This window comes from Tenacibaculum sp. TC6 (assembly GCF_050606265.1).
Classification (GTDB): domain Bacteria; phylum Bacteroidota; class Bacteroidia; order Flavobacteriales; family Flavobacteriaceae; genus Polaribacter.
In genome coordinates this window covers 80,334-101,671 of sequence record NZ_JBOCUK010000004.1, presented here as the reverse complement: position 1 = coordinate 101,671, position 21,338 = coordinate 80,334, and the positions used below count along the sequence as shown (strand labels likewise).

At 33.4% G+C, this 21,338-nt stretch carries 16 protein-coding genes; 12 read left to right on the top strand and 4 right to left on the bottom strand.

The window, feature by feature from the left end; translation table 11 throughout:
- The first annotated feature begins 1 nt into the window (after position 1).
- The 4 genes from ACQY1Q_RS03565 (at position 2) to ACQY1Q_RS03550 (ending at position 3,904) form a co-directional block, all read left to right on the top strand.
- Complete coding sequence (locus tag ACQY1Q_RS03565) at positions 2-727, top strand: metallophosphoesterase family protein (RefSeq protein WP_431003914.1); 726 nt, start codon at positions 2-4, stop codon at positions 725-727.
- Between the two features lie 64 nt (positions 728-791).
- Positions 792-1,343 carry an NADAR family protein gene (locus ACQY1Q_RS03560; protein ID WP_431003913.1) on the top strand — a complete coding sequence of 184 codons (552 nt, stop codon included), beginning with the start codon at positions 792-794 and terminating at the stop codon, positions 1,341-1,343.
- A gap of 18 nt (positions 1,344-1,361) precedes the next feature.
- Positions 1,362-2,369 carry an ADP-ribosylglycohydrolase family protein gene (locus ACQY1Q_RS03555; RefSeq protein WP_431003912.1) on the top strand — a complete coding sequence of 336 codons (1,008 nt, stop codon included), beginning with the start codon at positions 1,362-1,364 and terminating at the stop codon, positions 2,367-2,369.
- 83 nt (positions 2,370-2,452) lie between these two features.
- Positions 2,453-3,904, top strand: coding sequence for a nicotinate phosphoribosyltransferase (locus tag ACQY1Q_RS03550; RefSeq protein ID WP_431003911.1), 1,452 nt, complete (start codon positions 2,453-2,455; stop codon positions 3,902-3,904).
- Positions 3,905-4,138: 234 nt separating this feature from the next.
- Here the strand turns inward: ACQY1Q_RS03550 and ACQY1Q_RS03545 are convergent, their stop codons facing one another.
- From ACQY1Q_RS03545 to ACQY1Q_RS03530, 4 genes are all read right to left on the bottom strand, one after another.
- Positions 4,139-4,771, bottom strand: coding sequence for a hypothetical protein (locus tag ACQY1Q_RS03545; protein WP_431003910.1), 633 nt, complete (start codon positions 4,769-4,771; stop codon positions 4,139-4,141).
- Positions 4,772-4,985: 214 nt separating this feature from the next.
- A complete protein-coding gene (locus ACQY1Q_RS03540) occupies positions 4,986-6,941 on the bottom strand; it encodes a YgiQ family radical SAM protein (RefSeq protein WP_431003909.1) in 1,956 nt (651 codons plus the stop codon).
- A 384-nt stretch (positions 6,942-7,325) separates the two neighbouring features.
- On the bottom strand, positions 7,326-9,332 hold the full coding sequence (locus tag ACQY1Q_RS03535; protein WP_431003908.1) for a cytochrome c biogenesis protein CcdA: 2,007 nt from the start codon (positions 9,330-9,332) through the stop codon (positions 7,326-7,328).
- Positions 9,333-9,490: 158 nt separating this feature from the next.
- The gene (locus ACQY1Q_RS03530; protein WP_431003907.1) at positions 9,491-10,234 is read right to left on the bottom strand and encodes a DJ-1/PfpI family protein; all 744 of its coding nucleotides are present in this window, start codon (positions 10,232-10,234) and stop codon (positions 9,491-9,493) included.
- 1,093 nt (positions 10,235-11,327) lie between these two features.
- On the opposite strand from ACQY1Q_RS03530, the gene ACQY1Q_RS03525 reads away from it, so the two are divergent.
- The 8 genes from ACQY1Q_RS03525 to ACQY1Q_RS03490 all read left to right on the top strand — a co-directional run bounded on the left by ACQY1Q_RS03525 (position 11,328) and on the right by ACQY1Q_RS03490 (position 21,326).
- Positions 11,328-13,202: a KAP family P-loop NTPase fold protein gene (locus ACQY1Q_RS03525; protein WP_431003906.1), complete on the top strand. Its 1,875-nt coding sequence runs from the start codon at positions 11,328-11,330 to the stop codon at positions 13,200-13,202.
- Positions 13,202-13,990 (top strand): hypothetical protein, encoded by a 789-nt coding sequence (locus ACQY1Q_RS03520; RefSeq protein WP_431003905.1) that lies wholly within the window; start codon positions 13,202-13,204, stop codon positions 13,988-13,990. The genes ACQY1Q_RS03525 and ACQY1Q_RS03520 overlap by 1 nt, the downstream gene beginning before the upstream one ends.
- The gene (qatC, locus tag ACQY1Q_RS03515) at positions 13,983-15,404 is read left to right on the top strand and encodes a Qat anti-phage system QueC-like protein QatC (protein ID WP_431003904.1); all 1,422 of its coding nucleotides are present in this window, start codon (positions 13,983-13,985) and stop codon (positions 15,402-15,404) included. Before ACQY1Q_RS03520 ends, qatC begins: the two co-directional genes overlap by 8 nt.
- Positions 15,404-16,135 carry a Qat anti-phage system TatD family nuclease QatD gene (gene qatD / locus ACQY1Q_RS03510; RefSeq protein WP_431003903.1) on the top strand — a complete coding sequence of 244 codons (732 nt, stop codon included), beginning with the start codon at positions 15,404-15,406 and terminating at the stop codon, positions 16,133-16,135. The genes qatC and qatD overlap by 1 nt, the downstream gene beginning before the upstream one ends.
- 517 nt (positions 16,136-16,652) lie before the next feature.
- Entirely contained in the window at positions 16,653-17,219 is a 567-nt protein-coding gene (locus tag ACQY1Q_RS03505; RefSeq protein ID WP_431003902.1) for a hypothetical protein, read from the top strand.
- 60 nt (positions 17,220-17,279) lie between these two features.
- Positions 17,280-17,675 carry a hypothetical protein gene (locus tag ACQY1Q_RS03500; RefSeq protein WP_431003901.1) on the top strand — a complete coding sequence of 132 codons (396 nt, stop codon included), beginning with the start codon at positions 17,280-17,282 and terminating at the stop codon, positions 17,673-17,675.
- A gap of 154 nt (positions 17,676-17,829) precedes the next feature.
- Positions 17,830-18,570 (top strand): phytanoyl-CoA dioxygenase family protein, encoded by a 741-nt coding sequence (locus tag ACQY1Q_RS03495; protein ID WP_431003900.1) that lies wholly within the window; start codon positions 17,830-17,832, stop codon positions 18,568-18,570.
- 260 nt (positions 18,571-18,830) lie between these two features.
- Entirely contained in the window at positions 18,831-21,326 is a 2,496-nt protein-coding gene (locus ACQY1Q_RS03490; protein WP_431003899.1) for a zinc-dependent metalloprotease, read from the top strand.
- Positions 21,327-21,338 lie beyond the last annotated feature (12 nt).

The window sequence follows — 21,338 nt, the reverse complement described above, 5'->3', positions numbered from 1 at the left end:
AATGAAAACATTTGTCATTGGAGATATACACGGAGGTTTAAAAGCCATTCCGCAAGTTTTAAAAAAAGCAAACATCAGTCCGGAAGATACTCTTATCTTTTTAGGAGATTATGTTGACGGATGGAGTGAGTCTGCACAGGTAATTCAGTTCCTTATTGAGTTGGCTAAAAAACAACCTTGTATTTTTATTAAGGGGAATCATGACATCTGGTGTGAAGATTGGTTAAAAACGGGTGAAGGAGATCCGATTTGGTTAGCTCATGGCGGGGAAGCAACCAGAAAAAGCTATGAATCTTTTTCCGATGTCCAAAAACAAGAGCATGTAGCTTTTTTCCAACAAATGAAACTGTATTATATTGACACAAAAAATCGGTTATTTATCCATGCCGGTTTTACGTCTATGCACGGAGTAGAGAAAGAAACTTTCAAACTAAACTATCATTTTGACAGAACCTTATGGGAAATGGCATTAACCATGAACCAAAGGATTGAAAAGGATTCAAAATTATATCCTGAAAGATTAACACATTACTCAGAAATTTATATTGGTCATACCCCCACCACTAAGTATAATTGTTTGGAACCGATGAATGCAATTAATGTTTGGAATATAGATACCGGAGCCGCTTTTACAGGATCCTTAACCATTATGGATGTTGACACCAAAGAATTTTGGCAAAGCAATAGAGTTAAAAGTTTATATCCGAATGAGCGAGGTAGAAATTAATAATACCAATTTATAATTGTTTCGAAAAAATAAAATTGCAATATAATTATTTAATAACACGACTATGAAATACAATAACAAACTCATAACCGAACGCTATAACAATAACGAATCTTTAAAATTTCTTTTCTTTTGGGGACATCAACCCAACAAAGATGGTAGCATTGGCAAAAGCTGTTTTAGCCAATGGTGGGAAGCTTCTTTTGAAATAGACGGAATTACCTACCCTACGGCTGAACATTATATGATGGTAAGTAAGGCACATGTGTTTAATGATCATGAAGTACTGCAAGAAATTTTACAAGTATCACACCCGCATGATGCCAAAAAGTTGGGTAGAAAGGTTAAAAACTTTGCTCCGGATATTTGGGATCAACACAAATTTGATATTGTAGTAAAAGCTAATTATGCCAAGTTTTCTCAAAATCCGGAGTTAAAAACTTTTTTATTGAACACTAACGATCGAATTATTGTGGAAGCAAGTCCGAGAGATCGTATTTGGGGAATTGGCATGGGGCAATCTAATGAAAAGGCTTTGAATCCTAATTTATGGAGAGGACATAATTTATTAGGCTATGCCCTAATGGAAGTTAGAGATAAACTAAAAAAAGAATAAATACTAACTATGCTTAAAATGGATATATACAACTTATTATTAGGCATAGCTATTGGAGATGCCTATGGAGCCGGATTGGAGTTTCAGGATAGAGAATGGATTCAAAAAAATGTAGATTTTTCAAATTTTATTAATGTAAGAGATAAAATCAAAGTTCCTCCTGAAAAACTATACCTTTTTACAGATAGTTACCATGAATGGCAATATACAGATGATACTGAAATGACTATCGGACTCATAAAAGCTCTCCTTTCAAAAAAAGAATTCAACGAAGATTTATTAATAGAAAAATGGAGTGAAGAATATGAAAAAGGCAAATTAGAAAAAGGATATGGAAGAAACGGACATGGTTCTATGAGTTGGTACTATTCAGGAAAAATGAATATAGAAGAAATTAGAAGTTTTCAAAAAAACAGAACCAATCCCGGTAATGCGCCCGCAATGAGATCAGTACCTTTAGGTCTTATTAACCCCGATTTAATTAATCAATATTCGGCAATCAATGCCAATGCTACCCATCCCAATATTAATGCTATTATCTCAAGCCAGTGTATTGCCAGAGCTACCGAATATCTGGTTGTACTCAAAGGAGATAAAAACAATGTTATTAACTATTGCTTTGAAAAAGTTAATCTAAACGAGGAGTATCAAAATTATCTTAAGCTCGTTGACCAAGTTGGCTCTTATGAAATGTTAACCGAAAAAGACTATACGACTTTATGTGGAGTCCAGCCTATCAAAAGTCCATATTTTCTGTCTGGTATCAAAGGAATGCCTTCAGATTCAAAATACACTACAGGCTGCGTTTTGTACATCCTAAAACATAGTACTACCGCGTTTGATGCTCTTAAAAAATCAATTTTAATAGGTGGTGATGTTGACTCAATTGCATCTATTACAACCAGAATAAAAGCAGCTACCCAAGGACTTAACAGCATTCCTACATATATGATTGAAAATGTAGAAGGTAAAAAATATATAAAAGACATCTCTACATTATTTAGCCAGTATATTTATACTTCTTAATTCTTTTGAAGCATATAAACCATTAAAATGTTGTGTATGTATTTTAGTTTGCGTATTTTTGACACAAATTAAATTATTTACCTATGAATCCATTATTATATACAGACGGTTACAAAGTAGACCATAGAAGACAGTATCCTAACCAAACTACCTTAGTATATTCAAACTGGACGCCAAGAAAAAGTAGAATTAACGGCATTGAAAAAGTGGTGTTCTTCGGATTGCAATACTTCATTAAAAAATATATTATGGAGGAATTTCAAACTAATTTCTTCAACAAAAAGAAAGAAGAGGTTTGTAAACAATACAGCCGAAGAATTAATAATTATTTAGGCGAAAACCAAGTAGGCATTCAACATATTGAAGCCTTACATGATTTAGGCTTTGTTCCGATGGTTTTTAAAGCATTACCGGAAGGTGTGGAAGTACCTGTAAGAGTACCTATGTTTACCATGTATAACACCTTACCTGAGTTTTTTTGGTTAACTAATTATTTTGAAACGTTATTATCTACCACCGTGTGGTTACCTTGTAATTCTGCAACCATTGCCAAGCAATACAGAAAAGTATTAGATAGCTACGCTACGGAAACTTCTTCTACCCCTGAATTTGTAGATTGGCAAGGACACGATTTTTCTATGAGAGGAATGGCTGGTTTAGAAGCTGCTGAATTAAGTGCTGCCGGTCATTTGTTAAGTTTTACCGGTACTGACACCATTCCTGCTATTGACTTTTTAGAAAAGTATTACAATGCAGATTCTGATAACGAATTGATTGGCGGTTCTGTGGCAGCCACTGAACATTCTGTAATGTGTATGGGTACCAATACCGAAGAGCAAGAAACGTTTAAACGTTTAATTACGGAAGTTTATCCTAAAGGAATTGTTTCTATTGTTTCTGATACTTGGGATTTATGGAAAGTACTTACTGAATATTTACCTAACTTAAAAGAAGAAGTACTTGCTAGAGATGGTAAAGTAGTTATCAGACCTGACAGTGGTGATCCTGTAGACATCATTTGCGGAAATCCTAACGGTAAAACAGCGGTAGAACAAAAAGGGGTAATTCAATTACTTTGGGAAACATTTGGCGGTAATACCAATAATAAAGGCTACAAAGAATTAGACGCTCATATTGGAGCTATTTATGGCGATAGCATTACCATTGAAAGAGCTACTCAAATTTGTGAACGCTTAAAACAAAAGGGATTCGCTTCTACCAATGTGGTTTTAGGAATTGGTTCTTTTACTTACCAATACAACACTCGTGATACGTTTGGTTTTGCTATGAAAGCTACCTATGGCGAAGTTGATGGAGAAGGACGTGAAATTTTTAAAGACCCTATTACCGATGATGGTACAAAGAAATCAGCTAAAGGTTTATTGAAAATAACTCTCGAAAATGGTGAATATACTTTATACGATCAAGTAACTTGGGAAGAAGAACAGCAAGGTGAATTGCGAGAAGTTTTCAGAGATGGGAAATTACTAGCTGATGAAAAACTGAGTGAGATTAGAGAAAGAGTTAGACTTTAATTCAATTATAATTAACATCTTTTAAATACGAAACTCTTAGATAAACAAGTTTAAAACGGGTGTACGACAAATTTCCTTTCGGCCATTTCGAAGGAGTAGTAACGACTGAAATAATCTCTTAATAAAAAGAAGCTACCACAGCAAAAGTGTTTGCTTCGCAGTGACGGTCCTTTTTTTAAAGCAGAAATTTGTCGTACACCCATTTTCTTTGAGACCACTTGATTCTAAAAATAATTACCTCAACCTAAAAGAAACTCCTAACCCGGCGTACCAAACATCTGTTCCTATCCAACCACCATTAACATCTAATTGAATATCTTTATGTGCAATCCAAGTAATACCGCTATGAACTCTATTCATAAATGAGTCATAATAATATTCGATAAAACCGTTAACTTTTTCAGTTATGGAAGTTCCTACTAAAAAAATAGTATAAAAATTGGCAGCATGACCTAAGTTATAGGTAACAAAAAAATTTGAAAAACTCTTAGACATTGCTAATCTGAAATCATTGGTGTTATCTATCAAATTTCTACTGTAAATAAATGAAGTTCCAATACCTAGCGAAGTTTTTTCAGGATTCATGACAACAAATTTTGCTCCAACAGTACTCAGATTACTATAATCTGTAGAAGCTCTTAATTCTATCTTATCAGTTACGGAACCACGTAAAAATGTATTATAGACTGCTTTATTATTTATAAAATCTAAACCGTTTTCAAATTGCAACATATTTGGCAAAATAATAGAATACGATTCTGTAAGTGTAGGTCTTTGCGCATCGATGTTTCCTATACCATCATTTTCTTGAGCAAATATGGTTACACACCAACATAAACATGCAATAATAGAGAGGTATAATTTCATAGGTATCATACTGTTTTAATATATTGTATCAAATTTAAGGTAATAATTCAGTATTCATAACGAAATATCTTCTATTCTACTTTATAATTTTCTTACAAAACAGACTAAGAAATACACAATTAAATTCTTAATACAAAATGTATTGAATACTAAATCACTCCTAAAACATCTAAAGAGTTAGCAGGCTTAATTATACAATATCTGTATTCATCCTCTATCTTCTCTTCTTCTTAAATTTTCTCGATTTATTTCTTGGCTCTTTAGATGCTGTTTTAAAAGTTACTGCATCATCAAAAGTATTCTTTGTTTTTTGTGGTTTATTTTTTCGCCATGAAGTATCAGTTGGCAATAATTTTTTTAACAAATCAGCACGGCCTACTTTTGTTAACGTATCTTTTATCCACTGTTTGTTTTCTTTTTTATACCAGAAAAAGAATTTATGCTGATCTAACTTTTCTTCTTTTGTTTTTGGCGTTTTTATTTCTTTTAACGTATAAGGATGATATCCGCTATAATAAATAACGGTAGCTACAGTCATTGGAGTAGGTGTAAAATCTTGTACCTGCTCTAATTGAAAGCCCATATCTTTCGTTTCTGCTGCCAAATTTGCCATATCCTCAGGTTCACAAGCCGGATGACTTGATATGAAGTAAGGAATTAACTGTAGGTTTAAGTTTTTACGCTTATTAATTCGATCAAATCGCTCTTTAAATTTATGAAAATACGTAAACGATGGTTTTCTCATTAATTTAAGTACCGGGTCCGATGTATGTTCAGGGGCTACTTTCAAACGCCCGGATACATGTTTAGAAATTACTTCCTCTGTATAGGCATCTAATTCTTTCGGATCTGCGTTTTTGTTAAATTCAGGCACTAACATGTCATAGCGAATTCCACTTCCTATGAATGATTTTTTAATCTTCGGATGTTTATCTACCGCCTGATATAATTCTGTTAGTGGTTTATGTGACGTATCTAAATTACTACAAATAACCGGAGAAATACAAGAAGGCGCTACACACTTATCACAGATAGCTTGTACCTTTCCTTTCATTTGATACATATTGGCTGAAGGCCCTCCGATATCAGATAAATACCCTTTAAAATCCTCCATTTGAGTTAGCTCATCTACTTCCTTCAAAACAGATTCCTGACTTCTACTGGCTATAAACTTACCTTGGTGAGCAGAAATGGTACAGAAACTACATCCTCCGAAACATCCTCTATGAATATTTACAGAGAATTTTATCATTTCATAGGCCGGAATTGGCCCTCTCTTATGATACTTAGGATGCGGCATTCTTGTGTAGGGCAAATCAAACGAAGCATCAATTTCCTTTTCCGTCATGGTTGGATAAGGTGGATTAATCATCAGGTTTTTATCTCCTATCTTCTGAAAAATCCTACGAGCATATAATTTATTAGACTCCTGCTCTATTACTTTAAAATTAGAGGCATACGCCTTTTTATCTTTTAAACAAACTTCATGAGAAGCGATTTCAACATCTTCCCAATTTTTATTTTTAGGTACTTTTTCACCTCTATCCAGTAAAACAGCAGTTTGTTTAATTGTTTTTAAATTATCAAAAGGAACTCCTTTTTGTAATAATTCAACCAATTCTCTTAACGGCTGCTCTCCCATTCCATACACTAGCATATCAGCACCGGAACTCTCCAAAATAGAAGGCATTAATTTATCCGACCAATAATCGTAATGGGTAACACGGCGTAAAGAAGCTTCAATACCTCCGATTAATACAGGAACATCAGGGAATTTTTCTTTTAATATTTTAGTATATACAGAAGTTGCATAATCAGGTCTAAACCCTATATCTCCGTTAGGCGTATAGGCATCTTTATCTCTTTTACGTTTACTCGCGGTGTAATTACTTACCATAGAGTCCATACACCCTGCGGTAACCGCAAAAAATAATCGAGGGGTACCTAACTTGGTAAAATCCTGTAAATTATCATGTACGCTTGGTTGTGGTACAATAGCCACACGCAATCCGTAACTTTCCAATATACGTCCTATCACTGCCGGACCAAATGCCGGGTGATCTACATACGCATCTCCACTAAACAGAATTACATCTAATTCATCCCATCCTCTTAACTTCACCTCCTTATTCGTAGTAGGTAACCAATCTGAAAGTCGTCTAATTCTCATGCCGTTGCAAAGGTACAATGTTTTTATGGTATTTGTTCATCTCTATAAAACAATTAGATACTTAGGTTAAAAAATCAAAAAAAGCCTCATACGTATGAGGCTTTTACTAATTTTATTTCGAGTTTTATTATTTGATTAATGTCCCATCAAGTCGTTTTTATGCCCTAAAGGAAGAAAAACTACTAGCTTTGACGTCATTTCGACCTTAGGGAGAAATCTCTAAAATGCTTGTCACTCATTTTTTAGTTATCTTTCTTTTTCTATTGATGAAAAAGAAACCGGCTTTGGAGGTTCACGAATTCCTTTGAAAACCAATTAGAGTTAATGAGCTAAACAAAAAATCTAGTCTTAACCAGTCTGCACTCAAAAATAATCAAACTAAGATTATTTAAATGCTCCTATTCCTTCTTTTAACCAGTTATAATATTCATCAACATCCGGTGTATATGCAACCGGGGCTATTAAATTCTCTTCATTGGTTCCCATTAATACGTAATAAGGTTGAGAGTTTGTTTTGTACTTTATGGTTTGTAATTCACTCCATTTTTGCCCTATGTATCGTAACTTTTTTCCCGGGTTTAATTTAGATTCTACTACTTCGTCTTCTTCCAAAGCACGTTTGTCATCAACATATAAAGAAATTAACACTACTTCATTTTTTAAAACAGCCAATACTTTATCTTTTGCCCAAACATTTTGCTCCATTTTTCTACAATTTACACAAGCATGTCCGGTAAAATCGATCAACACAGGTTTGTTTACCTTCTTGGCATACGCTAATCCTTTATCGTAATCATTAAACGCTAAAATATTATGAGGAGGCATTAAGTGCGCTCCGTCTGGTAATGAATTAGAGTGGGCTTCACCTTCCTCCATTATGTTTACATTAATACTTGGCATTATAGTATTAGATTCGGTTTTTTTATACCCAACTCCATAAGGTGATTCACTATAATGTTGAGCCGGTGGAAAAGCGCTAATTAAATTTAAAGGTGCTCCCCATAAACCCGGTAACATATAAACTGTAAATGTTAAGGATAATAACCCTAAACTTAATCTTCCTACAGAAATATGTGTTAAAGGAGAATCATGTGGTAACTGTATTTTTCCGAATAAGTATAATGAAAGTGCTCCGAAAATAGCTATCCAGATAGCTAAAAACACTTCGCGTTCTAATAAATGCAGCTGCAATACTAAATCTGCATTCGATAAAAACTTAAACGCTAAGGCTAATTCTAAAAACCCTAGCACTACTTTTACCGTGTTTAACCATCCTCCGGATTTTGGTAACGAATTCATCCACCCCGGGAAAATAGCAAACAGTGTAAACGGTAAAGCTATGGCCATTGAGAATCCAAGCATTCCAATAATTGGCGCTGTACCTCCTTTTGAAGCAGATTCTACCAACAAGGTTCCTACAATTGGTCCGGTACATGAAAAAGATACAATAGCTAAGGCTAAGGCCATAAAAAAGATACCAATCAAACCTCCTCTATCTGCCTGAGCATCAACTTTAGTACTCCATGAACTTGGTAACGTTAGTTCAAAAGCTCCTAAAAAAGACACGGCAAAAACGACTAATAGTAAGAAGAAAATTAAATTAAACCATACGTTTGTTGAAAGCGCATTTAACGAGTCTGCACCAAAAGCCCAAGTAACAACTGTTCCTAAAACAACATAAATAACTACGATTGAAATTCCATAAATTAAGGCATTTCTAATTCCTTGTGATTTGTTTTTACTCTGTTTAGTAAAAAAACTAACCGTCATAGGAATCATAGGAAATACACACGGAGTTAACAAGGCTGCAAAACCTGATAAAAAGGCGATAAAAAAGATAGAAAGTAATCCTTTATTTGAAGTACTATGAGTATTAGTACTTACCTCTTTTTTTTTTGAAACTACTTTAGCCTTCGTTAAATCAAATACCAAATCTACTTCTGTTGGTGGTAAACATCGGGTATCTTTACATACCATAAATTCAACGGATGCTTTTATGGTAGCTGTAGCATCTTTTACTTTAACTCGCTGTTCAAATTTAGCTTTATCACTAAATGATTTTACTTCCATATTAAACGTAGCATCCTGTATGGTATGCCCTTTTTCTTCAACTACCTCTCCTACTCGGGTATAATTATCATCTTCCGTAAAGAAAAAAGTAGTAGGAATAGGCCCTCCTTCACCTACATGTTGAGAATAAATATGCCATTCCGAATCTATTAATGCAGTGGCTACTAAGTTAAATTCAGTGTCCGTTATTTTTTCAACCGATGTTGACCATTTTACAGGTTCATATATTTGAGAAAATAGCTGTGTTCCTGAAAACATTAACACAAAAAATAAAAGGAATGCTCCTTTTATACCGGAAGTAAATTTTATAAGTGATTTCATATAATTAAACATTGTTAAAGTAGTAAACTTTCTATTTTACAAGCTCAAAAGCATGCAATATTATTAAAATATGATAGGATTGATTGTATTTTTTATGTTAAAAAAGCCGTTTTACAATGTAACATTTGTTACATAAAAACACGTACAATTAAAATAAACTACTCTATTACACTATGCGGTATTGCTTCTAAATCCCAGTCAATAACCAAACCTTTTGCCAATTCTTTAGCTATTTCCTTACCATACAAAAGCTCACACAGGTACAAAGCTGCCTCAAAAGATTTTGCTCCACCGGCTGAGGTAATATATTTACCGTCATGTACAAACAACACCTCTTTTCTAATATCTAAATCAGGAAACATCGTTCTCATTTTGTCAATATCAGCAGGAAACGTGGTACAAGCATGCCCTTGTAAAACTCCGGCTTTTGCCAGTACAAATGCCCCATCGCAATGAGAAGTAATTAGCTGAGCTTCCTTATCAACTTTCTTTACAAAATGAATTAAGGCTTCATCATCTAAATCTGTATCTAAATGATGTTCTGCACTGGGTACCACTAAAATATCAATCTTCGGAAGGCTATCTTTTAAATAATTCACATCAGGAAGTATTTTGATTCCTTCAAATGTAGTAATAGGTTCATGGGTATTGGCAACGGTAAACACATTCATCGCCTTGATGTTTTTTCTAAAAATGGTGTGTTGAAAAATGTCAAAAGGAGCCGTTAGTTCTGTATTGTACGTGCCATTCATAATTAAAAATGCCACATTATATCGGTTGGGTTCTAGTTTGATTGTTTGCTGACTTTTAGCCGTTTCTTGCGTAGCTTCATTTGAGCTCGTATTTTTTTGTTGACAGCCCACCCAACAAACAATAAAAACAAAAGTGTATAAGTACTTCAAATTATCATGGTGTTTATAAACCACTAAAGATATAAATTCTTACGCAGTATTAATAACTTCTATTTGCTTGGTTTATGATTCATTGATCATTGTTCATTGATTATTGAAAATCCTCCCAGCCTCACTGGCATGACTTCCGGAAACCCCGAAACCTTCCCAGCCTCGCTGGCATGACTTCCAGAAACCCCGAAACCTTCCCAGCCTCGCTGGCATGACTTCCAGAAACCCCGAAACCCTCCCAGTCTCGCTGGCATGACTTCCAGAAACCCCGAAACCTTCCCAGCCTCACTGGCATGACTTCCAGAAACCCCGAAACCTTCCCAGCTTCGCTGGCATGATTTCCAGAAACCCCGAAAGCTTCCCAGCCTCGCTGGCATAACTTCCAGAAGCCCCGAAGGTTTCCCACCAACGGCAGGACGGTTTCGGGAACTGCCGAAAGCTTCCCACCAACGGCAGGACGGTTTCGGGAACTGCCGAAAGCTTCCCACCAACGGCAGGAACGTTTCGGGAACTGCCGAAAGCTTCCCACCAATGGCAGGACGGTTTCGGGAACTACCGAAGGCTTCCCACCAGCGGCGGGACGGTCTCGGGGAGTGCCGAAGGCTTCCCTACTTGTTAAGTTAACAGATTATACCTAAAACTACCCTTTATACTATAAAAGTTTGCCTATTTACGGCTTTCCGTAAAGAAATTTGAATTTTATTGGCTAGGTTCGTCAGCGTTTAATACACGGGAACTAAAAATTGTTGGAATCATATCTTTTTAGTTTCCTTTTATAGGAATAAACAAGAGGATAAAGGACATATGTCTTTTATACTGTTGTTGCATACAAGACTGAAAGACCGAATCTAACATTGAAACCTGGCTATAAAATTTGAAAAATCAGATTGAAAATATTGTCTCATTAATTGAAGATGGGTGCAAGAAAAAAATTAGTTTTTGCCCACCTGCCTCTACCTTTCGGGTCAGTTGGGAGGTCCACACACATTGCACACATTTGCAAATCGCACAAGCTAACCCACAAATCAAAATTAGCAAAAGAGTGCAATTTTTAATCCCGTAATTATATAACCTTACACCAAAATAAATAGATATGTGGCACGATAATGAAACAGATAAAGACCTATTAGGATTTGGCATACATGCCGAATTGATAAAGAATATTGTTACAGATAAAGATATGCTGCCAATTTCTATTGGACTATTTGGAGATTGGGGAAGTGGAAAATCTAGCGTAATGAAAATGCTTAATAATTCGCTTCAAGAAAAAGAAAATGTTATAACAATAACATTTAATGGTTGGGTTTTTGAAGGATATGATGATGCGAAATCTGCATTAATTGAAACAATCCTAAAAAGTATTATCAAGGAGAAGAAGATAATCCCAGAAGGTATTGATGCCGCAAAAAAGCTTCTAAAAAAAGTTGATTGGTTAAGGTTAGGAAAACTTACAGTTACAAACGTGGGGATTCCTTTAGCCAAAGCGTATGCAACTGGGGGAATGAGTTTAATAGGTGACGGATTATCTAAGTTTGCCGACTTATTCGATAATCCTACAGAACTAGCTAAAAAGCTAGAAGGTGAAGAAGGGAAAAAGCTTCAGTCTGAACTAAAAAGTATAATCAAATCAAATAAAGAAAATACTAATCAAACACCTCAGGTTGTAAGGGAATTCAGAAAAGAATTTGAAGATACAATTGATAAATGTAAAATTGATTCATTGGTAATACTAGTAGATGACCTTGATAGGTGTACTCCTGACAGGATTATTGATAATTTAGAAGCAATTAAATTATTTCTAAATGTTAAGAAAACTGCCTTTATTATTGGTGCTGATAGAAGAATTGTGAGGCATGCTATTCAGCATCGTTACAAAGCAAATGATATAAGAGATACTGAAATTGGTGATTACGAATCGTTAGTAACAGACTATTTAGAAAAATTAATTCAAGTTCCTTATATTTTACCAAAGTTATCAGAAACAGAAGTAGAAACCTATTTGACATTACTTTTTTGCCAACGAGATTTAAAAGGTAAATTTGATGATATAATTACCGAGTTTATTGCTTTTAGAAACAAGGATAGGCATTCTACTTTTGGTTTTCAACAAATACAAGATGCAATAGGTATTAGAGGAGAATTATCAAATCTTGCTATCATTCCTACTTTATCACCTTTAATTACAGATGGCTTAAAAGGAAATCCAAGACAAATCAAGAGGTTTTTAAATGCATTTACTATTCGACAAAAACTAGCTGATGCAGCTAATATTGAGGATTTCAAAAATGATATTTTGGTGAAATTAATGATTCTTGAATATATGGATAATAATCGCTTTCAAGAATTATTCAAATTACAATCATCTGAAAATGGATTTCCTGAATTTTTAAAAAGTATTGAAGCCAACTTAGATGACATTGACAACGCTATTAAAGAGTTCCCAAATTGGGATAAACAAAATATAAAAACATGGCTCAAAATGGAACCTTTACTCAATAGGATTGACTTGAGAGATTATTTCTGGCTTTCAAGAGATAAACTAAGTGTCTCTTTACAATCAGCTAACTTAGTTCCTCCAATTGTAAAAAAAGTTTATAAAGATTTAATAGAATCTAGAGCTACTAAAACTATTACTTCTCGCATTAAAAAAATTGAAGAGATACTTGAATCTTCCGATTACATTGAACATTTAGTCACTCTAACTTGTGAAGGTATCATTAAAGACCCTAAAAACATGAATGGACATGCTATTATGCAAGCATTTATGAATGAAAAAAAACAATTCATTTCAGAATATAGCAATGTCATTAAAAACTTACCAGATTTAAATCAATTACCCCCTGCAATTGGGAATAATGTTTTTGTACTAGAGAAGAATGGCATAGATGTCGAGAGCATCATTAAAACATTAGGTTCAGATAAAAAATGTAGAGCATACAGAACATATAAAACTAAAAAAGATAAATAATGGGTACTTCGCAAAGCATTAGTCCTGGAGTATCAGGCGACCCCAATTGGGGACAAACAAGTAGTGCTGTTTCAAACTTTGCAAATAGTATTGATAAGGAAATTCGGAGCCCTTCGATTCTTAACAATCCAAAATATAATACTAAAAGAGATGCAAAATTAAAGAACATTCTGAACAAGTATATTAAAGCAGCTGGGGGCAGAAGAGGCATGTCATCGGGAAAATCTTCAAAAGGAGGAAAGGCAGCTATTACAACAGCAAGTTCTTTTGGTGGTTTTTTAAATATTGTTTCGAGTGGTAATTTAAATTCATATGCAGAGGATAAAGGCTTAACTAACTTTGCAACTAGAAGTAAAGAAGAAATTATAAACTTCTTACTCGATGATATTTGTGGTGCGACAACCAATTTTGATGAAGGTGCGGCTAAAAGCGCATTAGACAAGTTGTTAAACGAACTTTTAAACGATGTAAATAGCTCTGGAGAAATCGATGAACTATTGCAATCCAAAATAGCTAAAGAAGGTATTGATTCTATCTTAATTAGCTTTTTCGGTACATATATTTTTGAGCACTTATCTCAACCAATAGAGGAAAAATTATTTGAACGAAAAGGAGAAGAGGTTTGCAATAGAACAATGGATGAAATTCGTGATTTTATCGATTCGGAACTAGAAACAATCAATTCAACTGAAGGAATTGATATTATAAACTGGGATAATCCCAGTGATTGTGAAAGAATATCCAAAAAAATATTTGATAATGTTCTTAAAGTCTTCAATAATGAATAAAGTTAATATCAACATAGTAAAGCCAAGTGCAACGGATAAAGGTGCATTTTCAAGAATATTTTTGTCACTTGAAGATGATAGTTCTTATAGATTAGAAATTGACAATACATATTTTGAGAGGTTATACAATTACACAAAAGAGGCAACATCAATTGCTTTTGAATTTTATCTTTTTACTGTTATTATATATAATATTGACAAGCTTATCCCCCGTAAAAAATTATCATTAGATGGTTGGACGAGAGAAATCAAATTTGAATTTCCAGTTAGTAACCTCTCGGTATGGGATTCAAATAAAAAAAAAATAAATGAAATGCTATCCTTTTTGACAGGGGATGTTTGGAACGTCGATTTTTTTGAGGGAGATTCAGATAGTTTTTATACACCCTTGGATTTGGAAAATAAAAACAACTTTATTCCAGAGAAAATATGCTTATTTTCAGGAGGACTTGACTCACTAGTTGGTAGTTATAAATTGTTAAAAACCTCAAAAAAAACTTTACTTGTATCTCACTTTGATGTGGCAATGAGTGGTCCTAATAGCGATCAACGTAAAATCATTTCACAATTAGAAACTAAATTTAGTATCAGTACCGATTTTGATTGGGTTGATAACAGAATTGGAGCAAAAAGAGGAAGTAGTAAGAAATTAGAAACAACATTCCGTAGTCGTTCAATTTTGTTCATTGGTATGGCTTCATATCTAGCTCATAACCTAACACCAAACGAATCATTTCATATTCCAGAAAATGGTACTATTTCTTTAAATATTCCATTATCACCTTCAAGAAGGAGTTCTTGTAGTACCAAGACAACTCACCCACATGTTTTGTCTTTAGTAAATACTATTTTTAATAGTTTAAATATATTAACAAGTGTAAAAAACCCATATGAGTTCCACACCAAAGGAGAAATGCTTGTTCCATATAATAATGATAATTTCTTTAAAGGACTAGTTGAACTATCTAATTCATGCGGAAAAGGCGGGCATAAAGTTTGGTGGTATAAATTTTGGCATAAAAAGCATAGCAGTTTAGTTATTGACACTTCGGATTCTCATCACTGTGGTAAATGTATGCCATGTATTTATCGAAGAGCTGCAATGCATAAAGTTGGTTGGGATTATGAAAAATACTATGGCGACAATATATTTGACGAAAATCAATGGAGTTGGAAGAATACTCGGTCAAATAAGCGCATGAAAGATGTCAAAACACTATTGAGCTTCCTTTCACTCAAAAAAAATCAAACAAAGATTAAAAGGGAATTGTTAATTAATGGTACATTACCATTCTATAAATTAGATGATTACTCTAATGTTGTTGTAAGAACAATAAAAGAAATAGAAGATTGGTTAAATAGTCATTCTAATGATTCAAATTATCAAGAATTAAAAAAAAGAGCAAAACTATAATGTATATTGATACCCATTGTCATATTGATATGTTTAAAAATCCCAAACAGGTTTTAAAAGCATGTGAAAGTAATTGTATCATAACTATCGGTATGACAAATCTTCCAAGTCATTTTGAAATAGGATTATCTCACGTGCAAAATTGCAAGTATGTTAGATTTGCCTTAGGTCTACATCCTTTATTAACTGAAAGACATAAAGGAGAGCGTATTAAGTTTAAACGAAATGTAGACAAAACATCTTATATCGGAGAAGTTGGTTTAGATTTTTCAAAAGAAGGTATATCTACAAAGGAGGAGCAAATTGAAAGCTTTGAATATGTTTTAAATGCAATAAAAGGTAAAAAGAAAATCGTTAGTCTTCATTCAAGAAGAGCAGAAAATGAAGTTCTATCATATTTAATAAAATATGATATAAAAACGGCCATTTTTCATTGGTATACAGGAACTCTAACAAGCCTCAAAAAGATAATTGATAACGGATATTATTTTTCAGTTAATACTTCTATGATTAATAGTCAAAGTGGACAGAAAATCATATCAAAAATACCTCTTAATCTTTTATTAACAGAAACCGATGCTCCCTATACGACATTGTTTAATAGAACTACAAAACCTGAGGACGTTAAATATGTGATAACATATATTTCGCAGGTTTATAACAAAACAGAAAAAGAAATCGAGAATATAATTTACAATAATTTTCAAACTATCATTAAAACAATAAGATGACAGCCCACACAACCAATCACATTTGCAATTCGCACAAACTAACACTCGACCAAAAAACACAAAAGAGATTGTCTATTTGCTACCGCTTTTTGCCGACCCTAAAAACTTTTTTTTCGGAAACAGCAGTGCTTCGATTAAGTAGATTAACGATTATAAAAGTCTTATAATAACTGATAATAAATAAGGGCTACCGCACGAATGACAAAGTAACGGCTACCGCGAGAATCCTTTCTCGTGACGGTTATGAGTAAGTATTAAAAATTAGATGAATAATCATTCTAGGAAAGACAATTAATGATATCCGTAAAAAATCACCGTACCAGCACCGTTTCAGGAAGTGCTAAGAGACTATTCGGGTACATTTAGCAAAACTCAATTATTTTTTGTATTTCAACCACTTACACTTTACAATATTTTTTTACGACTTAAATAGCTTAAGTTATCGGTTACCATAATAAAAATTAATAAGTATTCACTAAATTAGTTGGTCATATAAACAAGTTGTACACAAACTAAAATGAAAAGCCTAATAAAAATATTGCTATTAATTTTGACCTTAGCCCCCTGTAAAAATCAAACAGATAAGAAGTCTAAATTAAATAATCAAACTACTGAATTCACCAAAGAAATCGCAAATATAGAATTTCAACAAAAGGAATCTATTGAAGGACAATGGAATTTTATGGTATTCCAAAAAGGAGGTTGTTTAGGTGGCACACAATACGTTTCAGATAAAAAAAGGGAAATTCCGACTATGGTATTTAGCGAAAATGAATGGAAAAAATTTATGAAAAATGACAAAAAGGAATTGACTGAATTTTTAATCACCAAACTTGCTGACACAACAAAGACTAAAATTCATACTTGCCCATTTTTTAGTGCAACGAACGGAGAAATGGCTATTTATTCACTTCAACACATTCACAGTAAAAATTGGTATGACCTTACTGAATTCAACAAATCTAAATATAAGGAATTTAAAAGTGCTACAGAGCAACCTCAAATGTGGCTGCAAAATATACTGAAAAACAAAACTGAACGCTTAAAGTTAGCAGAATTATATCGGAATGAACTAAATAAATAAAAATCAGCTCTAAAAGTGTAAAAATCAAATTCATTTAACCTATACATAAAAAAGTCCATAATGAAATGGAAAATAATTAAGGAACATAAAAGAGAATATGCTGACACATCCTATTATCTAAAAGCCAAAAGAGGTTTAATAGATGGAACTCTAGTTTTAGAGGTTAATTGGGTAGAAAATTTCATGTATGATTTATCGGTTCATTTATATAAAAAAAATACAGGACTTAAATCAATTTTTAGGAAAGAATCAAAACGCTATGTTTATGGACATTTAATTTTCCCTAGCGATAGAATTGAAAAATATGGTCATCAAATAATGAGGATTACTGAGGATTCACCTATGAAAAGCCTCAAAAGACTAGATGAACTTCAAGGAGATAGCGTATTGAATTGGAACTTATCAAATAAGTACAATTTAGAGTTTAAAACATTATTACCTGAGAAAATAAATTAGAATAAAAGCACATAACAAAGTTACAATTAATTGCGGCTAAATTTCCTCACCGGAAATTCAATCTTATTAAGTATCTTTCCACATCAACGGAAAAGAACTCACCTCCTTTTCCCGCAAAAAAACATACACAAACACGTTATGTGCAAGCAGAAAAATGAATTACGTAAAGAATAAAATAGAACTTGAAGAAAATGGATTTTCAGTTTTAACTGACTTGTATTCGGATAATGAAATAAGCAGAATTTTAGCTTGTATCGAAAATACTGAACAGGACGAAAATTCGTTTATGAAAACAAAGGACTTGTTTGCGATTAGACAGTTAATCAAAAATATACCAGAATTAACCGATTTATTGTTTAATAAAAAGCTGACTGAATTAATTTCTGACCTTTCCGAATCTGAATATTTTCTGACCAAAGCAATCTATTTTGACAAACCTAGCAAATCGAATTGGTTTGTAGCCTATCACCAAGATTTGAGCATTTCAGTTGACAAAAAAGTCAATTTAGAAAATTATGTGAATTGGACTGTTAAAAAAGGACAATATGGAGTTCAACCACCAATTGAGATTTTACAAGACACAATAACAATACGAATTCATTTAGACAAAACGGATAAAAACAATGGAGCGTTAAAAGTAATTCCGAAATCTCACTTAAACGGAATAATTCGAGCCGACTCTCAAGATTGGATTTTAGAAAATGAATTTATTTGTGAAATAGAGAAAGGTGGAGCAATGTTAATGAAACCTTTGACTTTACATGCGTCGAACAGAACAACGAACGGAAAAAAAAGACGAGTAATACATTTAGAATTTAATAAACATAATCTAACTAATCCGCTAGGTTGGTTGGAACATTATGAAGTAAAAAAGCCAGTACACAATAACGTGTAACCGAAAAACACTAACTTTTAAACCCGTAACTTTATACGTTACCGTTATATAGTGTATTTGACCAAACCAAAAACTAATGAGAGCATTTTGAATAATTCTGTGCTATCAAAACTTCACCTTATAGTAGTATTCCTGTAAACTTTTATAAGCTTTCTGTTAAATGTTAAACCATTCTTAAAGTCTTTAACATTTAATTAAGAATCATTCAGTTGCTTTTGTTTTAAATTCGGAGGCAACTTATTTATATAAAATTACACATAATGACAAAAAAAATACTCTCATCTATTTTAGTAGTATTTTTCTCTTTAGGCGTTTCTTTTAATGCTGAAGCTCAAAAGCGTAAGAAAAAAGAACCTAGTAAAGATACTGCTGAAAAAAGTAAACCCAAAAAGGATGGTATTCAACCTTATGGAAAAGTAGTTACCAAAGATCATAAAACCGATGACGGTTTATTTAAAGTACATTCAAAAGATAATAAGTACTTATTTGAAATTCCTGATTCATTACTTAACCGTGAAATGTTAATGGTTACCAGAATTGCTAAAACAGCCAACGGTATTGGTTTTGGGGGTGGTAAACAAAACACACAGGTGTTAAGATGGCAAAAAAATCAAGAAAAAATATTACTACGTGTGGTTTCTCATAACGTTGTAGCAGATTCTATTTTACCTATTCATGAAGCGGTAGTTAACTCTAATTTTGAACCTATTTTATATGCTTTCCCTATAAAGGCATTTAGTAAAGATTCAACAGCAACGGTAATTGATGTTACTTCTCTTTTTGAAACAGATGTACAAGCTATAGGTTTTCCGCAACGAAGCAGAAAACAATATAAAATTTCAAAAGTTGATAAAGATCGTTCGTATATAGATCGTATTAGTAGTTACCCTCAAAACATTGAAGTTCGTCATGTAAAAACGTATGTTTCTGCAGAACCACCCTCTAATGCAAGTGTTGGAGCTGTTTCTATGGAATTAAGTAACTCTATGATTCTCTTACCTAAAGTTCCGATGAAAAGACGTTATTTTGATGAGCGTGTCGGGTGGTTTACCAGTTCTCAAACTGATTATGGACTGGATGTACAAAAAAGTAAATCTGTTACGTACTTAGACAGATGGCGTTTAGAAGTTAAAGATGAAGATTTAGAAAAGTTTAAAAGAGGTGAATTAGTAGAGCCTAAAAAACCTATTATATATTATATTGACAGAGCTACTCCTGTAAAATGGCGTACATACATTAAACAAGGAATAGAAGATTGGCAAGTTGCCTTTGAAGCTGCCGGATTTAAAAACGCTATTTTGGCTAAAGATGCTCCTACCAAAGAAGAAAATCCTGATTGGAGTCCTGAAGATGTTCGTTTTTCAGTGGTTAGATATTTAGCGTCACCCATTCCTAATGCCAATGGTCCTCATGTTAGCGACCCTAGATCCGGTGAAATTTTAGAGTCGGATATTAACTGGTACCACAATGTAATGACGTTATTACATAATTGGTATTTTATTCAAACTGCTGCTATTAATCCTGATGCCAGAACTAACCAATTCAAAGATGAAATCATGGGACGTTTAATTCGTTTTGTTTCTTCTCATGAAGTTGGACATACGTTAGGCTTACCTCATAACATGGGAAGCTCTGTTGCCTATTCGGTAGAGTCGTTACGTTCTGCTGAGTTTACTCAAAAAAACGGAACAGCTCCTTCTATAATGGACTATGCTCGTTTTAACTATATTGCTCAACCTGAAGACCAAGGTGTTGCTTTAATGCCTAATATTGGTCCGTATGATAAATACGCTATCAGTTGGGGATACAGACCTATTTTAAATACAACTGCTGAAGGAGAAAAAGTTGTTTTGAATCAATGGATTAAAGAAAAAGCCGGAGATCCTGTTTATCGATTCGGACATCAACAGGTTAGAAATATTATTGATCCAAGTTCTCAAACTGAAGATTTAGGGGATGATGCCATGAAAGCCAGTGCCTACGGTATTAAAAACTTACAGCGTATTTTACCTCGTTTAGAAGAATGGACAGCTGAAGATGGAGAAACGTATGAAGAACTAAAAACTATGTACGGGCAATTAATTGGTCAGTTTAACAGATATATGGGACATGTTAGCTCTAACATTGGAGGGGTTTATGAATACTTTAAAACTGCTGATCAAGATGGAGCTGTGTATACTCACGTTCCTAAAGAACATCAAAAAAGAGCATTACAATTTATTAATAAAGAATTGTTTGCTACTCCCAATTGGCTAATTGACGAAAACATTATAAGTAAAACTCAACATTCAGGAGTTATTGAACGTATAAGAGGATTACAAGAACAAACTTTAGACAGAATTTTAAAAACAGGTAGATTAACTCGTATGATTGAGAATGAAACCTTAAACGGAACTAAGGCTTATTCTCTTATCGAAATGATGAACGATTTACGAAAAGGTATATGGAGTGAAATATATACTAACAAAGCTATAGACCCTTATCGTAGAAATTTACAACGTGCCTATTTAGATAGATTTGACTTTTTATTAAACAAAGCTAAAAACCAACAAGCACCAAGAAGTGATAGAGGTTACTTTAAGCAAACTGCTGTAACTATTAATCAATCTGATATTAAACCTGTGGTAAGAGGTGAATTAAAACGTTTAAAAAATGATATTAAACGAAGTATTCCTACTGCCAGAAATACAATTACCCGCTTCCATTTACAAGATGCCGTTGATAGAATAGATGTTATTCTGAATCCAACCAAATAATACCACTTCAAA